Origin of the sequence: Sphingobacterium sp. LRF_L2 (assembly GCF_965644235.1) — a bacterium.
Taxonomy (GTDB): domain Bacteria; phylum Bacteroidota; class Bacteroidia; order Sphingobacteriales; family Sphingobacteriaceae; genus Sphingobacterium.
Window position 1 is genome coordinate 138,699 of record NZ_CBFFRI010000013.1, and the last position, 20,712, is coordinate 159,410.

19 protein-coding genes are annotated in these 20,712 nt (G+C 38.8%); 9 read left to right on the forward strand and 10 right to left on the reverse strand.

Annotation, left to right across the window (positions count from 1 at the left end; translation table 11 throughout):
- Positions 1-34 precede the first annotated feature (34 nt).
- From ACSZOX_RS21855 to ACSZOX_RS21875, 5 genes are all read left to right on the forward strand, one after another.
- On the forward strand, positions 35-1,750 hold the full coding sequence (locus tag ACSZOX_RS21855) for a tetratricopeptide repeat protein (RefSeq protein WP_437922343.1): 1,716 nt from the start codon (positions 35-37) through the stop codon (positions 1,748-1,750).
- Entirely contained in the window at positions 1,740-2,519 is a 780-nt protein-coding gene (locus tag ACSZOX_RS21860) for a DUF4292 domain-containing protein (RefSeq protein ID WP_437922344.1), read from the forward strand. The genes ACSZOX_RS21855 and ACSZOX_RS21860 overlap by 11 nt, the downstream gene beginning before the upstream one ends.
- A 98-nt stretch (positions 2,520-2,617) precedes the next feature.
- On the forward strand, positions 2,618-3,889 hold the full coding sequence (locus ACSZOX_RS21865) for a murein hydrolase activator EnvC family protein (RefSeq protein WP_437922345.1): 1,272 nt from the start codon (positions 2,618-2,620) through the stop codon (positions 3,887-3,889).
- A gap of 75 nt (positions 3,890-3,964) precedes the next feature.
- A complete protein-coding gene (gene tatA / locus ACSZOX_RS21870; protein WP_437922346.1) occupies positions 3,965-4,168 on the forward strand; it encodes a twin-arginine translocase TatA/TatE family subunit in 204 nt (67 codons plus the stop codon).
- Positions 4,169-4,335: 167 nt separating this feature from the next.
- Complete coding sequence (locus ACSZOX_RS21875; protein WP_437922347.1) at positions 4,336-5,763, forward strand: LysM peptidoglycan-binding domain-containing protein; 1,428 nt, start codon at positions 4,336-4,338, stop codon at positions 5,761-5,763.
- 59 nt (positions 5,764-5,822) lie between these two features.
- Here the strand turns inward: ACSZOX_RS21875 and ACSZOX_RS21880 are convergent, their stop codons facing one another.
- Entirely contained in the window at positions 5,823-6,338 is a 516-nt protein-coding gene (locus ACSZOX_RS21880) for a phosphoribosyltransferase family protein (protein WP_437922348.1), read from the reverse strand.
- Between the two features lie 215 nt (positions 6,339-6,553).
- Entirely contained in the window at positions 6,554-7,138 is a 585-nt protein-coding gene (locus ACSZOX_RS21885; RefSeq protein ID WP_437922349.1) for a C40 family peptidase, read from the reverse strand.
- Between the two features lie 459 nt (positions 7,139-7,597).
- Between ACSZOX_RS21885 and thrA the strand changes: the two genes are divergently transcribed.
- Genes thrA through thrC form a run of 3 tightly spaced genes read left to right on the forward strand, consistent with a single transcriptional unit; the run spans position 7,598 to position 12,390 of the window.
- Complete coding sequence (gene thrA / locus ACSZOX_RS21890) at positions 7,598-10,045, forward strand: bifunctional aspartate kinase/homoserine dehydrogenase I (RefSeq protein ID WP_437922350.1); 2,448 nt, start codon at positions 7,598-7,600, stop codon at positions 10,043-10,045.
- 10 nt (positions 10,046-10,055) lie between these two features.
- Positions 10,056-11,039 carry a homoserine kinase gene (locus tag ACSZOX_RS21895; protein ID WP_437922373.1) on the forward strand — a complete coding sequence of 328 codons (984 nt, stop codon included), beginning with the start codon at positions 10,056-10,058 and terminating at the stop codon, positions 11,037-11,039.
- Between the two features lie 43 nt (positions 11,040-11,082).
- Positions 11,083-12,390: a threonine synthase gene (thrC, locus tag ACSZOX_RS21900; protein ID WP_437922351.1), complete on the forward strand. Its 1,308-nt coding sequence runs from the start codon at positions 11,083-11,085 to the stop codon at positions 12,388-12,390.
- A gap of 66 nt (positions 12,391-12,456) precedes the next feature.
- On the opposite strand, the gene ACSZOX_RS21905 is transcribed toward thrC, so the two are convergent.
- Entirely contained in the window at positions 12,457-12,987 is a 531-nt protein-coding gene (locus tag ACSZOX_RS21905) for a YceI family protein (protein ID WP_437922352.1), read from the reverse strand.
- Positions 12,988-13,127: 140 nt separating this feature from the next.
- Between ACSZOX_RS21905 and ACSZOX_RS21910 the strand changes: the two genes are divergently transcribed.
- A complete protein-coding gene (locus tag ACSZOX_RS21910) occupies positions 13,128-14,312 on the forward strand; it encodes a class I SAM-dependent rRNA methyltransferase (RefSeq protein ID WP_437922353.1) in 1,185 nt (394 codons plus the stop codon).
- 18 nt (positions 14,313-14,330) lie between these two features.
- Here ACSZOX_RS21910 and ACSZOX_RS21915 read toward each other — a convergent pair whose 3' ends face one another.
- The 7 genes from ACSZOX_RS21915 to ACSZOX_RS21945 all read right to left on the reverse strand — a co-directional run bounded on the left by ACSZOX_RS21915 (position 14,331) and on the right by ACSZOX_RS21945 (position 20,285).
- Positions 14,331-15,083 carry an SGNH/GDSL hydrolase family protein gene (locus ACSZOX_RS21915; RefSeq protein WP_437922354.1) on the reverse strand — a complete coding sequence of 251 codons (753 nt, stop codon included), beginning with the start codon at positions 15,081-15,083 and terminating at the stop codon, positions 14,331-14,333.
- A 38-nt stretch (positions 15,084-15,121) separates the two neighbouring features.
- Complete coding sequence (locus tag ACSZOX_RS21920) at positions 15,122-16,309, reverse strand: aspartate aminotransferase family protein (protein ID WP_437922355.1); 1,188 nt, start codon at positions 16,307-16,309, stop codon at positions 15,122-15,124.
- Between the two features lie 120 nt (positions 16,310-16,429).
- Complete coding sequence (locus tag ACSZOX_RS21925; RefSeq protein WP_437922356.1) at positions 16,430-16,870, reverse strand: hypothetical protein; 441 nt, start codon at positions 16,868-16,870, stop codon at positions 16,430-16,432.
- On the reverse strand, positions 16,870-17,802 hold the full coding sequence (locus ACSZOX_RS21930) for a hypothetical protein (protein WP_437922357.1): 933 nt from the start codon (positions 17,800-17,802) through the stop codon (positions 16,870-16,872). Before ACSZOX_RS21930 ends, ACSZOX_RS21925 begins: the two co-directional genes overlap by 1 nt.
- A gap of 34 nt (positions 17,803-17,836) precedes the next feature.
- Positions 17,837-18,382 carry an RNA polymerase sigma factor gene (locus ACSZOX_RS21935; RefSeq protein WP_437922374.1) on the reverse strand — a complete coding sequence of 182 codons (546 nt, stop codon included), beginning with the start codon at positions 18,380-18,382 and terminating at the stop codon, positions 17,837-17,839.
- Positions 18,383-18,400: 18 nt separating this feature from the next.
- Positions 18,401-19,354, reverse strand: coding sequence for a transketolase family protein (locus ACSZOX_RS21940; RefSeq protein ID WP_437922358.1), 954 nt, complete (start codon positions 19,352-19,354; stop codon positions 18,401-18,403).
- An 82-nt stretch (positions 19,355-19,436) separates the two neighbouring features.
- Positions 19,437-20,285, reverse strand: a complete 849-nt coding sequence (locus ACSZOX_RS21945) for a transketolase (RefSeq protein ID WP_437922359.1) — start codon at positions 20,283-20,285, stop codon at positions 19,437-19,439.
- Positions 20,286-20,712 lie beyond the last annotated feature (427 nt).

Consider the following 20,712-nt stretch of genomic DNA (forward strand, 5'->3'; position numbering starts at 1 on the left):
ATAATAAAGTGTTGTAAACGAAGAAGGAAAATTAATGAAGATTTATAAAACGATTGCTTGCATAGGTGTATTAACGATTGCGGGATTAATAGGAAGTGTCAGACTAAATGCTCAGCAATTCCAAGGGCCAGACAAACCTTATAAGCAAGAACTGGCTTTAGTAGAAGGTAAGCTACGTTCTGGAGATGTAAGCGGGGCTGTTGAAACATTGGATGCAGTCATTGCTAAGTATCCTGATGCGGCGGAAGTTTACTATGCTAAGGCCTTGCTATTTGGGCAGGCTCGTAATTTAGAGGTTGCCATTCCACTTGCGCAAAAAGCGTTTGAGTTGGAACCAAGTAATTTGCTTTTTGCGAATTATTTGATGGAGCTATTTAAAGGTAGCGGGAATTTAGATGCAGCAATTGGGGTTTTGAATAGCGTTATCACGGTTTATCCGAAGAATGCGGCGTTGTATAGAGAAAAGATTATGCTCATGCATGCCAATAAGCAATCTGAAGCAGCACTTTTAAGTTATGACGACGCGTCGTCTAAATTTGGAGCTTCGGATACATTAGACGTTATCAAGGCAGAAATCTTGGTCGATATGGATCGTAAAGCGGAAGCAGAGAAAATTTTAACGCCTTGGGCCGCTAAAAACTCCGGAATCCGCCAGGTTTATAGTACTTTGGGTTATATTTATTTGGATAAAAACCAACCAAAAGCTGCTGTACAAGTCCTTGATCGCGGTATTCTTAATACAAAGGACGATTTACTTTATCTTGACTTGGCTGACGCTTATGATGCGAATCAAAAAGATAAACTGGCATTTGATGCATTGAAGAAGGCTTTTGAATCGAATGCTATCAATTACGTAGATAAACATCGGGTTATGTTTACCCTTCTAAGTGGCAAATCAAAATTTACCCTAGACCAGATTCAGCAGTTAGCCAACCTGTTGGTTCTTAAACATCCTCGGGTTGCCGATAGCCATGTCGCCAAAGGAGACGTGCTTTGGCGAAAAGGTCAAGCTCAGGAAGCCCGCTCTCTTTTCTTGACAGCAGTGGGTATCAATCCGAATCATATTGATGCTTGGCGCATGTTGATGAATGTAGAAATGGCGTTGAATGAGTCCGATCAAGCTATCAAGCATGGCTTTGAAGCGTTGGAAGCAAATCCTAACAATCCCATGTTGCTTTACTTTACAGGGTTGGCTTATTTGGTTAAAGATGATGCTACCAATGCTCGCCGTATGCTAGAAACAGCTTTAGATAATAGCACAGAAGAAAATACGTACCTGCAATCTCTTATTTATGCGGGACTTGGTGATCTTTATCATAAATTGAAAATGAGCGATGTCTCCGATGTAGCCTATGAGGAGGCTATTAAGCTCGATAGTACAAATGTTACGGCGATGAATAACTACGCTTACTATCTATCAGAAAGAAACGAGAAATTAGATCTAGCAGAAAAGCTATCACGTCAATCAAATGAGCTGGATCCAGGATCTGCAACCTTTCAAGATACGTATGCATGGGTGCTTTTTAAGCAAGAAAAATATAAGGAATCGTTAAAGTGGATGGAGAAAGCATTGCGCGGATCATCACCTTCGGCAGTGCTGTTTGAACATTATGGCGATATATTGTACAAATCTGGTCATACGAAAGAGGCATTAAAACAGTGGGAGAAAGCTTTATCGATGGGAGATGGAGTAGGTGTTGATAAGGAGAAGTTGAAATCCAAAATTGAAAAAAAGAGTTATGTGGAATAAATTCATTGTTTTAAGTTTAGTTGTTTGTGTATTCGTATCTTGTAAAACAAGGCAACGGGTTAATCTACCCTCAACCGAAAAGCCTAATGAATTGAGTACGGCTCATTCTGCCGTGATAAAGACGTTCGAGTTGAATAATTTAGATTTTCATACATTTTCGGGTAGAGCGAAAACGAAGATTGAAATGAATAAGCAAACACAGGATGTTACAGTCAATGTACGTGTCCAACGAGATAAAGCGATTTGGTTTTCTGTCACGGCAATCTTGGGCGTGGAAGTTGCCCGCGTTTTGATCACCCCTGATAGTGTGAAGATTCTGAATAAACTACAAGGGGAATATTTGGCGAAACCGTTTGATTATATTTACCATTACACAAATAATGGGGTTACTTTCAGTACATTGCAAGATCTTTTCTTGGCAAATGTATCTTCTAATTTATTGCGTACCGATAATGTGCAAGTGGCAAGTGCTACGGATGAATTTATCCTTGTGGGTATAAAAGATCAACTTTCTTATCAATATCGTATTAATAAAGAAAATAGACCATTCAATTTTATGCTGCAGGAGGTTGGGGGAACTCAAAATCTGGAGGCTTTTTATGCAGACTACTCGAAAATCAGCGGATATAATTTCCCCCAGAATATGGCGTTAGATATTCGTGGTGAAAATATAGCCATTAAAGCACAGTTAAGTTATAATAAGGTGTCTTTTAATGAGGCTGTCGATATGCCCTTTTCTGTTTCAGCACGTTATAAGGTGATAAATTAATCGATATTTGGATGAAATACTAAAATAATTACGCGTATAAAATGTATATCATTATTTTTGTAGGCTTGTTTTAACTGATATTTAGAGAGAAACAGTTCATGGATTTAAAGAGAATAATAGTTAGTGTCTTGTTATTGTGCGGGTTGGGGTTAGGGCTTGTTTCCGCGCAAAGTAGTGCGGAATTAAAAAAGCAACGTGAAAAAATAGATGTTGAAATTGCGGAGCTGACGAAAGTGTTGCGGGCAAAGACTCAAGAAAAGTTATTATCTCAGAAAGAGGTTAATGCATTAAGTCGTCAGCTTGATTTACGTGAGGATAAGATAGGGACGATTAATGCGGAATTACGTATCATAAACGGTAATATACAGTTAAATACAAAGAAAGTAGAACAGTTGAAAGCTGAACTGGAGAAGCTGAGAAAGGATTATGAGAAAATGATTCTTTTTGCTTTTCGTAACAAGAATGGATATAATAAGCTGATGTTTATATTCGCGTCGAAAGATTTCAATCAGGCTTTTAAGCGGGTGAAGTATCTCCAACAGTTTAATGATGCGCGGAAAATAAAAGCTGCCGAAATAGAGGGAACTAAAAAGGAAATCGAATTAAAGATTGCACAATTAGAGAGAGATAGACAGACTCAGAATCAATTGTTAAAAGAACAACAGCAAGAGCGGTCTATTATTGCAAAAGATAGAGCTGAGCATGCTAAGGAACTCAGTCAGCTGAAGAGAGAGGAATCAAGTTTCAAGGGGCAGTTGACAAAGAAACAGCAAGAGAAGAAAAGGATAGATGCGATGATTCAGGCTGCTATTCGTCGAGAAATTGAGGAAGAGCGTCGTCGAGCGGAAGAAGCTAGGCGTAAAGCTGCTGAGGCGGAAGCGAAGCGTACGGGTAAGACGGTTGAAGAAGTAGAGAAGAAGACCCCTAGAAAATCGGATAGTGAGATTTTACGCTCGACACCGGAAGCTGCTAAACTTTCTGCAGACTTTAAATCTAATAGGGGGCGGTTGCCATGGCCTGTTTCGCAAGGAAATATCGTTCGTAACTTTGGATTTGAAACTGTAGAGCGAAATGTCCGTATAGATAACTCTGATATTGCGATACGAACAGCAACAAATGCTTCTGTTAAAGCTGTGTTCGAGGGAGAGGTTGTGCAGGTTATTGGAAGTTTTGTGGTTATTAAACACGGGGAGTATTTTACTTCTTATTCCAATCTGAAGAGTGTGTCGGTTAGGAAAGGGCAAAAAATTGGTAGAGGCCAGCAGATTGGTGTAGCTGATGAGGATACTGATGCGGGTTACTCTGTCGTTAATTTTGGTGTTTTTCAAGGACAGACGGCTATGAATCCATCTTCGTGGTTAGCAAAATAGTTACAAGGATTTAAAAAATTTAATTATATATTTGTAAAACGTTGATAATGAAAGCAACGTTAAGAATTTAAGACTATGTATACATCGGGATTATTATTTATCGGGACTCAGGAGATTATCGTCATAGTGGTTTTAGTTTTACTACTTTTTGGAGGTAAGAAGATTCCGGAATTGATGCGTGGGCTGGGACGTGGTGTTAAAGAGTTTAAGGATGGGCAACGTGAAGACCCCAATGAGACTAAAAACAATAATACCAACAACAACCAGAATAACCAATAAATAGGGTTTAAAAAAGACATAAAGAGTTTCATAGTGAATACTATGAAACTCTTTAATTTTTCAGGAAGTTTTATACTAATATTATAATACTGACGTTTAAAAAATTAATGTTAACAATATCTAAATCGTAATACCTAGACAGTGAATTTTTCATAAAATAAAACCTTATGATAAAAAAACATTTATGGGTAGCCATTATTTGCGCGTGCTGTTCTCAGCTTAAAGTACATGCGCAAGATATGGCTATAATAGAATCGGAATACCCGTTGCATTTAAAGGAACTTGTAACGAGTCAACGTGAAGCCATTTTTTCCGGCATTGATTCATTAAAGCGGCTTTCTTACTCGGATCCGCTTCATTCTGCTGAGGATTCCTTGGTGTTTAATAGGATGCGTAAAATACAGAAGACTGTTCCCTTGGCCTTCAACGAACAAATCAAGTTCTTTATTGATAAATATGTCTCTGCGAACTATCATCCTTATATGTGCAAGCTGCAGGGATTAGCTCAATACTATTTTCCTATCTATGAGGAGATTTTGCGGGCAAGTAATCTTCCCGATGAAATTAAATACTTATCGGTGGTAGAATCTTCCCTTGACCCTCATTTGGTCTCTCGCTCTGGGGCTGTTGGTCCTTGGCAATTTATGTATGGTACAGCGAAAATTTATGATCTGGCGATGAATGGGGATATTGATGAACGAAAAGATCCCTATGCAGCTTGTTTTGCTGCCGGTCGTTATTTTCAGGAAGCCTTTGAAGAATTTGACGATTGGTTGTTAGCGCTAGCGTCGTATAACTGTGGAAGGGGCGCTGTCCGTCGAGCTATTCAACGTTCTGGGATTGATCATCCAGACTTTTGGCAATTATCTCCATTTCTACCTCAAGAAACTCGAAATTATATTCCTAAATTCATTGCGATGACCTATGTGTTAAAGCATTCGAACGAATATGGAATTGAAGCTGCTAGCACGGATTTTGCGTTGAAGGCGAAACCTGTGATGGTAGAAAATAATGTGAATTTAAACGCAGTGGCTGAGGCCATTAATTTGCCGTTAGAAACCTTAAAGAAGTTTAATCCTTCTCTCAAACGTACCGTGGTGGTCGCTAGTGTAGAAAGACCAAGACGTTTAATTTTACCGGAGACAGTGCAATTGAATGATAGTTTACTTTATATCGCATTGAATACAGGAGGGAATGTTCCTGTGGATAAGCTGAGACAATTTGAAAGTCAGGAAAACACAGCGTCATCCTTGGCTTACCGCGTGAAAAAAGGCGAAACGCTCACTTCCTTGTCTCGTAAATTCGGTGTCAGTGTACAGGATTTGAAAGCTTGGAATGGATTGTCTGCTCAAAGCCAAATTGCTGGGCGAACGTTACTCGTGAAGAAAGAGGAATCTACACTATTGGCTAAGGTATCTTCCACGGAAAAAAAGAAAACGATAACGTATGTAACCTATACTGTGAGAAAAGGTGATACATTATCGCATATTGCAGAACGTTTTAAGGGAAGTACTGTATCTGCTATTAGAGCTGATAATAATCTAAAAGGAAGTGCTTTGAAAATTGGACAGAAATTGAGAATCAAAAAATCTTAGTAAGCGTGCCTTTTGTTGTATTGCAGCATAGCATGTTTGTTTGGGTATATCAGATGCGGCTAAGATAGCCAAGCCGCATCCTCTTCATTGTCAAATTCTTCCAATACAACTTCAACATGTTCTTTTAAAATTGTTGAAAGCTTCAATCCATAGTAATCGCTAAACAAAGGGAATTGATGGTGCGATCTATCGATTAGGACAGCTGTGCGCATCTTTTTTAACGGAATATCTAGAAACATACCTAACCCATAAGCGAGTGTCCGCCCGCTGTTAAGTACATCATCTATCAAGATAATGACCTTATTGGTAGCTACGTCAATCGCGTGATCTGTACGTGCCTCTAAGCTTCGCTTCGTTTTTGAAATGGTTACTTTTAATAACTCAAATTTTTTATCTGGAGCAATACTTTGTAGAATTTTCTGTAATCTCGTTGCAAAGATATAGCCTCTATCGGCAATACCTACCAATACAATGGATTCCTCTTCAAAATTATCTTCTAAAATTTGATAAGCAATACGGATTGATTTTTGTCGTATTTGCTCTTTATCTAAGATAAGCGTTCTCTTATTAGACATGTTCTTTTCTTTGATTTCTTTGAGGTAAAAGTACTAAATCTTTTAATAAAACGCTCATGATTCGATGGAATCAGCAAGAATAGCGGTCTATAATTTTCTTCGGGATTGCGCGCTATTATCGATGGAGAATAATAAAAGTATAGGGTACGATGTGTTTTATAAAAAAGGGCCTGCAAATAGTATGCAGACCCTTTTTTTATTTTGAATAATAGAAACTAGTTTAAATTCTTGTTTTCATCTTCGGAAGTCATCGAATTGGCTGTCATAGTGCCTGACTCCTCGTAAGGTCTTCCTCCGTTGTAGTAATAACGTTTCCAATAAGCGTCGTTTAAATCACTTACCATTACCCCACGACTCGATGAAGCGTGTGCGAATTTGTCATCACCCAAAAATACACCAACATGTGTTATGCTTCGGCTACGGATTTTAAAAAATACTAAATCGCCAGGTTGCAAATCGTTTTTGCGTATAGGCTTAACGTTCGCATACTGATTCCGACTGTTATATCCTATGGTTGTATTGAATACATTCTCATAGACAGCAAGCGAAAATTTAGAGCAATCAATTCCCTTTTTTGAATCTCCCCCTAATCTGTAGGGCGTTCCTAACCATTCGTATACAAATTGATAGAGCTTGGTATTCGCCATCGCATTTGATGCTACGCCCATTATTTGTGAAAAATATTCTTTTGCTAGGTTATCGGGATCGGATGAGGTTGTTTTTGGTTTTGTTGTTTGTGCCTGCGACACTAGACATAAGCCTATGAAGAGCATTCCTGCTACTAGTTTCTTTGTATTCATTTGTTCGCTTTAATATACAACTTGTTTATTCTTGTCTTGTATTTTCTACACAGACTGAAGCAAATCTAATACATTATGTCTATGCATCCAAACATATTTCAGATTATTTAACACAACTTTAACTATTTTTAACAATTTCTCAAATCCACTTATGGCATATAACTGCGGAATATAAGCTCTCGCTAGAAAAGGTTCTTATGGGATCTCTTTTGACAAAATTGTAATAAATTTAAAATTTATTTGATAGTTTTAAATATTATCTCTTATATTTAAACCAAATTTCAAACATGAGAAGTAAACACGGAATTATTACAACGATTATTATTACCACCGGCGATTTTCAGCGGAGGAAGTAATTCTATTGTATAAGAAAGTGTACACGACATATAGAGCCTTCCTCCAACGGGAAGGCTTTTTTTATTGAAACACACTATTTAAAAAATATAAAAATAAGCTAAAATGAAAGTATTAAAGTTTGGGGGAACGTCGGTAGGTACGGTAGAAAGTATCAGTGCTGTACTAGACATCGTAAAAAAATCGCACGATGCTGGAGAAAAGCCTTTGGTTGTTTTGTCTGCGATGTCAGGCGTTACAAATTTGCTTACAAAAATGGCAGAAAACGCAGCTGAAAGAGTTCCCTTTGACGATGATCTGAAATTTCTAGAGGAGCGCCATTTTGATGTCGTGAAAAAATTAATAGCTGTTAAATTTCAGAATCCCGTTTTTACAAAGCTAAAGCTGATGTTGAACGACTTGGAGGAAATTCTCCAAGGTGTTAGTTCTTTGAAAGAATTGAGTCCGCAGAGTAAAGATTTGATTATCTCTTTTGGAGAACGCCTTTCCAATTACATGGTATCCAAAGTGATGGAACAATATGTTGTTGAGGCCGAATATTTAGACGCTTCGCATTACGTGAAAACAGATACTAACTTTGGTCATGCGCATGTTAATGAGGTGCTAACAGAGCAATTGATTCAGTCGTTGGCTCATACGCATGCTGATAAATTGTTGTTTGTTACAGGTTTTATTGGATCAAACGAGAAAGGACGGGTGACGACATTAGGAAGAGGAGGTTCGGATTATACGGCAGCAATTTTTGGCGCTATTCTTCAAGCATCAACAATTGAGATATGGACGGATGTGAATGGAATGCTTACTGCTGATCCACGTATCGTGAAGAAAGCATTTTCCCAGCCGGTTTTGTCCTATACTGAAGCGATGGAATTATCTTATTTTGGTGCGAAAGTGATTTACCCGCCAACCATGATTCCCGCTTTTTTAAAGAAAATCCCTATTGTAATAAGGAATACGTTCGAACCTGAATTTCCCGGAACTATTATTCAGTTTGAAAGTGGTAAGTCTATTTTTCCAATTAAGGGTATATCTTCTATATCGGATATCTCCGTTATCAACTTGTCGGGAAGCGGTATGATTGGTAAATCGGGTTTTAGCGGACGTTTGTTTACGCTATTAGCGAGGGAGCAGATCAACGTAGTATTGATTACTCAATCGTCGTCGGAACATAGTATTACGTTTGCCGTTAATCCGGATGATGCGACGAAGGCCGTTAAATTGATTGAAATTGAGTTTGAGTTAGAATTGGAAGCGAATAAACTCCAATTGCCAACGGTAGAAGATAACCTATCGGTATTGGCAATAGTTGGTGAAAATATGAAGCGTACACCTGGCATGTCAGGGCGTTTATTTTATGCTTTAGGAAGAAACGGAATTAACGTTAGGGCGATAGCTCAAGGATCATCAGAATTGAATATTTCGGTGATTATAGGCAAAGAAAACCTAGGAAAAGCATTAAATGCGGTTCATGATGCGTTCTTTGCACAGCTAAAAAAGACGTTATATGTTTTTAATTTAGGAACGGGTAATATCGGTTCGACGCTGTTTAAACAAATACACGAACAGCATAATTTTCTCTTGGAGAATAACGATATAGAGATAAAGGTCGTAGGAATTGCAAATTCCCGCAAGATGCTTTTCGACGCTAATGGTGTTGATCTGGAAAATTGGTCTACATTGTTGGATGCTGCAGGAGAGTTGTCTGACTTGTCGTCTTTCATTGACCGTATGAAGGCGATGAATCTTCCTAATTGTGTGTTTGTGGATAATACCGCTAGTAAACTTCCTAGTACGTATTATGAAGATATATTTAAGGCCAACATATCCATTGTTACTTGTAATAAGATCGCAAATTCCGGAGATTATGCACAATATAAACTTTTGCATGAGACAGCTCGTAAGCATGGGGTAGACTTTTTTTACGAGACGAATGTGGGGGCAGGACTTCCAATTGTACGGGTATTGAAAGATTTGATGATGAGCGGTGATCGTATTGTGAAGATCGAAGCAATACTATCCGGTACTATTTCTTACATCTTTAATAATTTTGTTGGCGATGCTTCTTTCTACGAAACGGTTAAAAAAGCGCAGGAGCTCGGTTATACCGAACCGGATCCTCGCGATGACTTAGGTGGTGTGGATTTTATGCGTAAGATGTTAATTTTAGCTCGTGATGCAGGTTATGCTTTGGAAGCATCGGATGTCGATTTAGGGGCTATACTACCTGAAAATTGCCTGAAAGCGACGTCAGTAGATGATTTTTACACCGAGTTATTGAAAGCGGACTTATATTTTAACGAATTGAAGCAAAAAGCGGAAAACGAAGGGAAGGTAATTCGTTATATCGGTAAATTGGAAAATGGTAAGGTAACTATTGCTTTGGAGATGGTAGACCAAACGCATCCTTTCTTCTCGCTATCTGGAAGTGATAATATTATATCATTTACGACAGAACGGTATAAGGATCGTCCACTTGTTGTGAAGGGTCCAGGAGCTGGAGGGGAAGTAACCGCTGCAGGAGTTTTTGCAGATTTAGTGAATGTTGGTGCTTAATGCTTATATGATGGAATCAATGGAGAAGAAAGAATATGCGATAGATTTTGGTAATCTGCGTGAACAGGTGCACGTATTTGCTCCCGCAACAGTAGCGAATATGATCTGTGGTTTTGATGTGTTAGGCTTTGCGTTAGATTATCCGGGCGACGAAGTGAAGATGTATCGGGTCGCAGAGCCTGGGGTACGTATTCGGGCTATACATGGCGATGATGGTCGATTGCCTCTCGATGCCGACAAAAATACGGTGAGCGCTTGTGTGAAGATGTTACTGGAACATCTCGGAATTGCGGATGAGTTGGGCGTTGAAATTGAGCTTACAAAACATATGCCTATAGGCAGTGGGTTAGGGTCTAGTTCTGCTAGCACAGTAGCTGGACTTTTCGCAATAAACAGTCTTTTAGGAAATCCGCTTTCGAAGGAAGAGCTGATGCCTTTTTGTGTAGAAGGAGAGCGATTGGCATGCGGTCATGGTCATGCTGATAACGTTGCTCCTGCATTGATGGGGGGAGTTACGTTGATCCGAGGCTATGATCCGTTAGACATTGTGCGATTACCAGTTCCGAATGAACTTTATGCTGGAGTGGTTTTTCCGCAGGTGGACGTGCCTACCCGTGACGCTAGGCAACTGATTAAAGAAAAAGTATGGTTAAAGGATGCTGTTACCCAGTGGGGAAATATTGCAGGTCTGATCGCTGGTTTGTATGAAGGTGATTATGCATTGATCGGTCGAAGTATGCAGGATGTCCTCATTGAACCAACTCGGGCAATTCTAATTCCTGAGTTTTATGAAATGAAACGCCTCGCTTTAGAGGCTGGAGCGCTAAGCTTTGGTATTTCTGGATCAGGTCCCTCTGTAGTTGCTATTGCACGGGGAAAAGAGGCTGCTGAACGTGCGGCTTCCCGAATTCAACAACATCTAACAGATTGTGACATTGAAAGCTTAAAATATGTCTCTTCGGTTAATGTGAACGGACCAAAAATACTGAACTAAATTATTTTTCAATTTTTTATAAATAGACAAACAGAAAATAAAAATGAGACTATATAGTACTAATAATAAAGACCTGCGTGTTTCGTTTCAAGAAGCTGTATTTAACTCTTTGCCTGAAGATAAGGGACTTTACATGCCTGAAGTGATTCCTACACTTGATCCTGCATTCATCCGTAATATTCAACAATACTCTTTACAGGACATCGCTTTTCATATTGCGCATGCGTTAATCGGAGAAGATATTCCTTCGGATGACTTGAAAGCTTTGGTGAAAGATGCTATTAATTTTGATGCACCGGTTAAGTTTCTTGACAAAGATTTGGCTGTGCTAGAGCTATTTCATGGACCTTCTTATGCGTTTAAAGATTTCGGTGCTCGTTTTATGAGTCGGGTAATGGCTTATTTCTCCAAAGAGGGCGATAGCTTATTGGATGTATTGGTAGCGACATCGGGAGATACAGGAGGAGCTGTTGCTTTAGGATTTTTAGGTGTTGAAGGAACACGGGTTACTATACTTTACCCAAAAGGAAAAGTATCGAAAGTTCAAGAAGAGCAGCTTACCACAAATGGTCAAAATATCCGTGCTTTAGAGATCGATGGAACATTTGACGATTGTCAAGCGCTTGTGAAAACTGCATTTAATGATCCTTCTTTAGCTGGAGAACTCCGTTTGACCTCTGCGAATTCGATTAATATAGCTCGGTTGATTCCGCAGACTTTCTATTATTTTTGGGCCTACGCACAGCTGAAGTCACAAGGTATCGACGAGGTGGTCTTTACCGTACCGAGCGGTAATTTCGGAAATATAGGGGCAGGGCTATTAGCATATAAGTTAGGTCTTCCCGTGAAACATTTTGTCGCAGGTACTAATGTTAATGATACCGTTCCTCGTTTTCTGAAAGATGGCTTGTATGAACCTCGACCTTCTATTCAGACATTGGCTAATGCAATGGATGTTGGTGATCCAAGTAATTGGGTACGAATCCAAGATCTATTTGCGCAGAATATTGAGGAACTACGTGCAACGATCTCTTCTTATACTTATACTGATGAAGAAACGAAGATTGCAATGGACGAATTGTTTGCTAAGTATGGTTATGTTGCTTGTCCTCATACAGCGATAGCATATCTGGCAGCGGAGCAATATAAGAAAGATCAAGCAGGGACTTATGCGTCTGTTTTCCTATCGACTGCCCATCCTTGTAAATTCCCTGATGCCATTTCACCTTCAATTTTTGAAAAGGTAACGTTACCTGCAGGAGCAGAAGCATTAGCTGACAGAGCAAAGCTTACGACAGAACTTCCTGTGGATTACGATACATTTAAAGCTTACTTGTTAGCAAACAAATAGAAAAGCTTAATTTTAAAATAGTGTGTAAATAAGGGACTATATCGGTTGGATATAGCCCCTTATTTTTTAATGGCTTACCGGAAGCTTGATTTGTATTTTTATAATTTCTCCTATACCGCTTTTGTCTAGGTTATAGTCTTTTCTGTTGATTTCAAAATCTCCTTTAAAGACAGCCTTGTTGCTGTTTTCGTCGAAAGAGAAGGGTATTTGAACTTGTTTAGCCACATCTTTTATGCGTAAAGTGCCGTCAACTTCAAATCCTGCGCTTGTCTTTTTGAAACTTTTAGATTTAAAATGGATTTTAGGAAACTTTTCTGCATTTAAAAAATCTTCTGCTTTTGCATGATTGTTCTTTAACCAAATTCCTGTAGCAATAGTATTCACATCGACGCTCACATCGATATCTGCTGTAGAAAGTTGCTGTTTGTCGAACAAAATTTTGCCTTCTAGTCCTTTTATGGTTCCACTGGCTTTGGAAGTCTCAAATTTAATCACATAGTCATTCTCTTGAATTTTCCAAAGGGTGTACCAACTTATGGTAAAAGAACTTAAAATTAATACAAGGCTTAATACGAGGATACTAATTGTCTTTTTCATTTATATTTTTTTTAGTCTTGTTGTGGCAGGAGTTGTTTTTAGCTTATTCGGATCACTTGTTATCATTTCATTTTTTCTATCTGCAATTTAAGTTTCTTTTCTACTATTAACTACAGAAACTAAGCTTTATTTTTGTACAGATGAATACGATAGTTCTTAATCGAGGAAAAGATAAAGCTGCTTGGCAGCTTCACCCGTGGATATTTTCGGGAGCAATAAATAAAGTGAAGGGGGCGCCTCTTAATGGGAGTCTGGTACAAGTTTTTAATGCTGATGATGAGTTTATTGCCTTCGGCGTATATAATGCACAATCTAGAGTGGCTGTGCGCCTATTGGAATGGGATCCCAATCGTGTTGTTGATGAATCGTGGTGGCGTGATCGAATAAGGAGGTCTGTTGAGCTGCGTAAGCATTTATTAACTGCAGAAAATAATACTGTTCGTTTAGTTTTTGCAGAAGCCGATTTCTTACCTGGTTTGATTGTGGATAAATATGGTGATTTTATCTCTATTCAAGTTCATTCTTCGGGTATTGAGTTGGTTAAGTCTGTTGTTGTGGATGAGCTTGTGACTTTACTTGCCCCTCGGGGAATCTACGAACGCAGTGATTTGAAATCTAGGGAACATGAAGGTTTGCCTAACAGCAATGGATTATTGTACGGAGAAACTCCTCCTGAATTTGTGGAGGTCATGGAGAATGGAATTCGTTATCAGATTAATATTGTAGAAGGACAAAAGTCAGGGTTCTATTGTGATCAACGGGAAAACAGATGGTTGACAGCTCAATATGTTGCCGATAAAAGAGTCTTGGATTGTTTTTGTTATTCCGGTGGATTTACATTAAATGCATTTAAACAAGGTGCTTCGGAAGTTGTTTCTGTCGACAGTTCAGCCTTGGCAGTTGATACGTTAAAACGGAATTTAATCAGCAATGGTTTTGATGCGGTTAAGAGCCGAGCTGTTCAATCCGATGTGAATAAGTACTTGAGACAGTTGGGGGAAGAGGGGGAAAAATTTGATCTCATCGTACTTGATCCTCCAAAATATGCTCCCTCTCGTTCTTCGTTAGAAAAAGCTTCACGTGCTTACAAAGATCTGAATCGTCGGGGGCTTATGTTGTTATCCAGCGGAGGTTTATTAGCTACTTTTTCTTGCTCAGGGGCAATGGATATCGATACCTTTAAGCAAGTAGTTTCATGGGCGGCTCTGGACGCAGGACGTGAAATTCAATTTATTAGACAATTTAGTCAACCCGAGGATCATCCGGTTCGAGCTTCCTTTCCGGAAGGAGAGTATCTAAAAGGTTTGTTGGTCAGAGTCGTCTAATGACGACCCTGACACTGCTTACTTAATAAGTTCAAGCCATGACTGTGCCATCAAATTAGCACCGGCTAAGGATGTGTGTACACCGTCAGTCGTCCAGTAACTACCTGCACCTCGGCTTGCTGCCTTATCGAATATACTTTGATAGGGGAGAAATATAGCATTAAATTCGTTCGCTATCTCTTTTGCTGCTTGCTGGTAACCTAGAAAATCTGGATACCAATCATCGGTTACGTGTTTAACGTTCTTAACACCAAAGGGTTCTCCTATGATTAGTTTAACATTGGGTAATGATTTTAAAGTCGTTTCCAGCAGTTGTTTATATTGTTCTTTGTATTGAGCGGGCGTATTTTGAGCACCACGATCTTTTGTTCTCCAAAAATCATTTACACCGATCAGTATGCTCAAGATTGTTGGACGAAGTTCCAATGTATCATTATTCCAGCGGGAGATTAGATCAGGTACGCGATTACCACTAATTCCTCTATTGTAGATTTGGATATTTTTGTCTGCATATTTATTTAATAGACAGCCTGCTGCCATCATAGTATAACCATTCCCAAAGGCTGCTGTATCGTTTGCTTGTAAATTCTCTTTCTTGCGTCCCGCATCCGTAATAGAATCTCCTTGAAAGAGGATAATATCATTTTGTTTGATGCTAATTTTTCCTGCAGGTTTCTGCATCGCTTCTGCGGCGAAAATACCTTTAGAAGCAACGGCGGTAGCACCCAAGGTCAGTAGGCTTTTTGTTAAAAATTTTCTTCTTGATTCCATGTATTAAATAGGCTTATATTTAACGTAAGTTAGTCTTTTTAACAGAATTTTTCAATGCCTTCTCTAATAATTTTACAGGCAATTCTGATCTCTTCTTCAGAAATAGTTAATGGAGGAGCTATTCGAAGAGCTGTTTCGCAATGCAGATACCAATCAATCATTACCCCATTTTCCGCACAGTAGCTGCTTACAGCATATACCTGATCGAAAGAATCCAATTGTAAGCACATCATTAAACCTAAGCCTCGGATTTCTTTTATTTTTGGAGTATGAAGAAGTTCACGAAACAAAGCTACTTTACCATCGACGGACGCCAAGAGTTGTTCTTGTTGTATTACTTTTAATGATGCCCTGGCGGCAGCACAGCTCACAGGATGCCCTCCGAATGTGGTGATATGACCTAACATCGGATTCTCCTTAATGACATCCATAATTTCCTTTCGCGCAATAAATGCACCTAAAGGCATTCCTCCTCCTATACCTTTAGCTAACATAAGAATGTCGGGGACAATCTCAAAATGTTCAAAAGCGAATAGTTTTCCAGTCCTTCCAAATCCGGTTTGAATTTCATCAAAAATGAGTAAGGCTCCTGTATTATCGCAGCGCTCACGTAAAGCTTTCATAAAAGCTAAGGTCGGTACGCGTACACCAGCTTCGCCTTGAATCGCTTCTAATACCACAGCAGCAGTTGCTGTCGTAATATTTTCTAATGATGATATATCGTTGAATCGTATAAATTGGATGGAGGGTAATAAAGGGCCGTAAGCATCGCGATAAGCTTCATTTCCTATCAAACTTAGCGCTCCTTGTGTACTTCCATGATATGCTTTTTCTGCGGCTATAATTTCCTTCCGGCCGGTGAATTTTTTTGCAATTTTCATCGACCCTTCAACAGCCTCAGCCCCGCTGTTTGTGAAATATACGGATTGGAAAGAGTCGGGGAGTAATGCTAGCAACTCCGTAGCGAATTGAACTTGTGGTGCTTGTACAAACTCACCGTATACAGTCACATGTAAATATTTTTCAAGTTGCTGCTGTATTGCTTCAATTACTTTTGGATGTCGATGGCCGATGTTGCTCACGTTAAAACCTGATACGAGGTCTATATAGGATTCTCCGTTCGGCCCGTAAAGATATACTCCTTCAGCCTTTTCAATTTCAAATAAACGTGGTGAAGATGACGTTTGGGCGGTATTTTTAAGAAATAGTTCTCTATTACTAATCATGTTACATGAAATTCAGAATGCAAAATTACGGATAATATAAGGGCAAATGAAAATTTGCCAGGGGGAGTTTTTTCTGCAAAGAATATTATATAAAAAAAATAGAAGCTTGTTTAGCTTCTATTACTGATTTCTTCGCTGTAATTCTTTGTATAGTAGTTCTCTGAAATTTTGTTCGATTTCAAAAAATTGAGATGCGCGGGAATTGCCAATAACTTCAGCAAATTTCTTCCGATAATTTTTTTTAACCTCTAGTTCCTTAGCGTCATATGATAAAATATCTCTCTTTGCAGAACCATTAAATGAGTTCCCTCCATAAGGAGCGGATGTAGAACTGTTGTTTTTTTCTGATTTGATATTCCACATTTCTCTATTATATTGATTATATATAGGAAAGAAACGTTGTGCTTCGGATTGTGAAAGGTTCAATTCTTTCGTTATGTACGCTATTTTTTCATTTTCAATAGCGGCGAATCTTTTAGAATCTCGAGATTGACCCGCAACACTTAATATTCCAAAGGTTACAGCAAAAACCGTGAATAACAGATGTCTAAAACGTAACATTATAGCATGTAATTTAAATAATCTTCAATATCATCTTTCTTAACCTGACTGCCTACACCCTCAGATTCTTCCGGTTCGTATATATACTCCATAATGTATAGCATGTCATCACTATTGTGGGAAGATGCTAAGTAGTTGATAATTTCTTGCTCTGGTATCTCCTGTAAATGAGATGCCGTAGTATTTGTATCTTTTTGTTCTGTTACGACGTTATAAGAAACAGTACCTAGAACTGTAGCTACACAAGCTGCAGCGACATAGCGAACCCAAGTCCTTAGGTTCAATCTACGAATTGTTGCAGGTTCAGTTTTCGGTTGTTGAATCGTCGCATCAGACGCAAGGATCCTACCTTTTATTTGATCGGATAGATTCTCAAAATAATGTGCAGGCGCTGTAAAACCGTCTGTAGACAACGTTTCTTTTAAATTGTCTTCAAATATTTTTGCGTTGATCCTGCTGGACATATCTTCAAAATAATCCGAAGGAACGACTAGGCCCTCCTCTCTTGAAGCGTATGTTTCGATTTTTACAGCAGACTGAATTTTTTCTGTCATATCTTCGAAATAGCCTAGAGGAATACTTCCAAACTTTTGATCACCCATCTGTTTGTCAAGCTGCATGTGTGATTTCAGTTGCGTGGTCAAGTTGGAAAAATACTGATCAGGAACTGTAAAAGGAAGCTCAGCTGCGGAAGACAAGTTTTCTAAATGTATCTGTGCAATTATGTTTTGATCTAAGGACTCAAAATAATTGTCAGGAACAGAAAAAGATGAGGTAGTCGGTACTACAGAATTTTCTAGACGTATTTGTGCTAATATTTCATTTTCTAGCACTTCGAAATATTGATTAGGCACTAAAAAAGGATTCACACGAAAAGATTCCGGTAGATTTAAATCGTCCCATTCCTCATGATATGTGTTATTTTCCTTCATAGTCTCTATTTAGAGTTGCTAAGCACGCAAAGGTTTAATCGTTCACCGCAAAAAAGTTCTCTATTTTTTTTACCGCTAAATGGTAGGAAGCTTTTAGTGCTCCGACACTTGTTCCTAGTATTTCAGAGATTTCGTCGTACTTTAAATCTTCAAAATACTTCATGTTAAACACGAGGCGTTGTTTTTCTGGCAAAGTTAGTAATGCTTGCTGAAGTTTCATTTGAGCTTTATCGCCATTAAAGTAACTTCCTTCAGCTAGGGTATCAGCCAAGTAGGCAGAACTGTCGTCATCCAACGACAGGTTCTGCTTTTGTTTTTTCTTGTTTAAAAATGTAATACACTCATTTGTCGCAATGCGATACAACCAAGTATATAATTGAGAGTCTTCTCTAAACTTATCGAGATTCCGCCACACTTTGATAAATACATCCTGCACTACATCGTCGGCATCATCGTGATCAATCACCATACGACGAATGTGCCAGTATATTTTTTGTTGGTATTTTTTTAGCAAATAGCCAAACGCTTCCTCGCGTGTGCGTTCATCTGAAAATTTTGAAATGATTAGAGCGTCCTCCATTTGTTCCATACCTATTGTTTATTTTCGTGCGATTACCTTACGAGCTGCCGCAACAATGGAACTTGCATTTAATCCATATTTTTCCATTAGCTGCGCTGGTGTTCCCGATTCGCCGAAACTATCATTTACAGCGACAAACTCTTGAGGTGTTGGCATTTTTGTAGCCAACAATTGTGCCACACTATCACCAAGACCCCCTAAGCGGTTGTGTTCTTCTGCCGTAACTACGCAACCTGTTTTCGTAACAGATTTTAGAACAGCCTCTTCGTCTAAAGGTTTTATCGTATGAATATTTATGATTTCGGCATTGATTCCTAATTTCTCTAATTCTTCTCCAGCTTGGATAACTTCCCACACTAAGTGTCCGGTTGCAATAATTGTGACATCTGTACCTTCGTTTAACAATACAGCTTTACCGATTTCAAAAGTTTGATCAGCAGGTGTGAAGTTAGGAACTACCGGACGACCAAAGCGTAGATAGACAGGTCCTTCGTAATTTGCAATAGCAATGGTAGCTGCTTTTGTTTGGTTAAAATCACAAGGATTGATTACCGTCATACCAGGTAACATTTTCATCAAGCCGATATCTTCTAAAATTTGGTGTGTTGCACCATCCTCTCCCAAGGTAAGACCAGCATGCGACGCACAAATTTTTACATTTTTATCCGAATAAGCGATAGATTGACGAATTTGATCGTATACGCGGCCAGTAGAAAAGTTTGCAAAAGTTCCTGTAAAAGGTATTTTTCCTCCGATAGTTAGACCAGCAGCAATCCCCATCATATTCGCTTCAGCAATTCCTATCTGGAAAAATCGCTCAGGAAATTCTTTGATGAAATCGTTCATTTTTAATGACCCGATAAGGTCAGCACATAGTGCAACAACATTTTCGTTTTGTTTTCCAGCCTCTAATAAACCGGCGCCGAAACCTGAACGTGTATCTTTGGATTCAGTATATGTATATTTCTTCATTTTTGTATTCTTATTTAGATGTTAATCTTCAGATAATCCATAGAAATTAAATTTTTACGATTTAATTTCTACTATCTATAGATTAATAATCACCGATAGTGCGCGGAAGTTGATTTAATGCTAATTCTAATTGCTCATCATTTGGAGCTACACCATGCCATTTATGGGATCCCATCATAAAGTCAACCCCATTTCCCATTTCGGTATGAAGTAATATGATAACAGGTTTACCTTGTCCGGTTTTTGATTTGGCAATTTCTAGTCCTTCTACGATAGAAGACATGTCGTTTCCTTTTTCTACGTCCAAAACTTCCCATCCAAAAGCTTCCCATTTTGCGCGTAAGTTTCCTAAAGACAAAACCTGTTCTGTCGAACCGTCAATTTGTGCTCCATTATAATCTATCGCAGCAATAAGATTGTCAACTTTGTTATGTGGTGCATATAATGCAGCTTCCCAAACTTGCCCCTCTTGAAGCTCACCGTCACCCATCAAGACATATACTAGATTATTATCTTTATTCAATTTTTTTGCTTGAGCCGCACCAATAGCAACGGATAAACCTTGTCCTAAAGAACCTGAAGCAATGCGTATACCTGGAAGGTGCTCATGAGTTGTAGGATGTCCTTGAAGACGTGATTCGATTTTTCTAAAAGTGCCCAATTCACTTACTGGAAAATAACCGGCACGTGCTAAGGTACTGTAAAAAACAGGGGAGATATGACCGTTTGAAAGGAAAAATAAATCTTCTCCAACACCATTCATATTAAATGTTGGGTCATGTTTCATCGCATGGAAGTATAACGCTACAAAATAGTCTGTACATCCAAGTGAACCACCTGGGTGGCCGGATTGACAAGCATGTACCATGCGAACAATGTCACGTCTTACTTGAGAAGCGATCTGTTCAAGATTGTTGATATCTGCACTCATTTTTAAATATAAAATTTCGATTATTGTATGCGTAAAGTTAATGATTTTTAATCTACTACTGCCTAAAAAGCTGGACTAAATTCCGAAAAACAACAATTGTTAACATCTGGTTTATCTGCCATTTTGAGGGTTTCTTTAGCAGATAAAAGTTCTAAAGACTGCTTAATCGTATTAGTTGTTTGAAATAGGTGAAAAACAACATCGTTTTTCACCTATTTTATGTTGTGCCCAATATGGGCCATACTGCTAGGGGGGAAGTACCAAACACGCCATTACAGTTGAATGGGTTAGCCGAATACAGGGGCATCCATTGGGAGCTGGAATATGATAGGAAGTGTTTTTAAGTGACAATGACAGTTGTCTTTGTTGCGATGCCAACCGGTATTGGTTCGATGACAGTTGTCTTTGTTGCGATGCCAACCGGTAT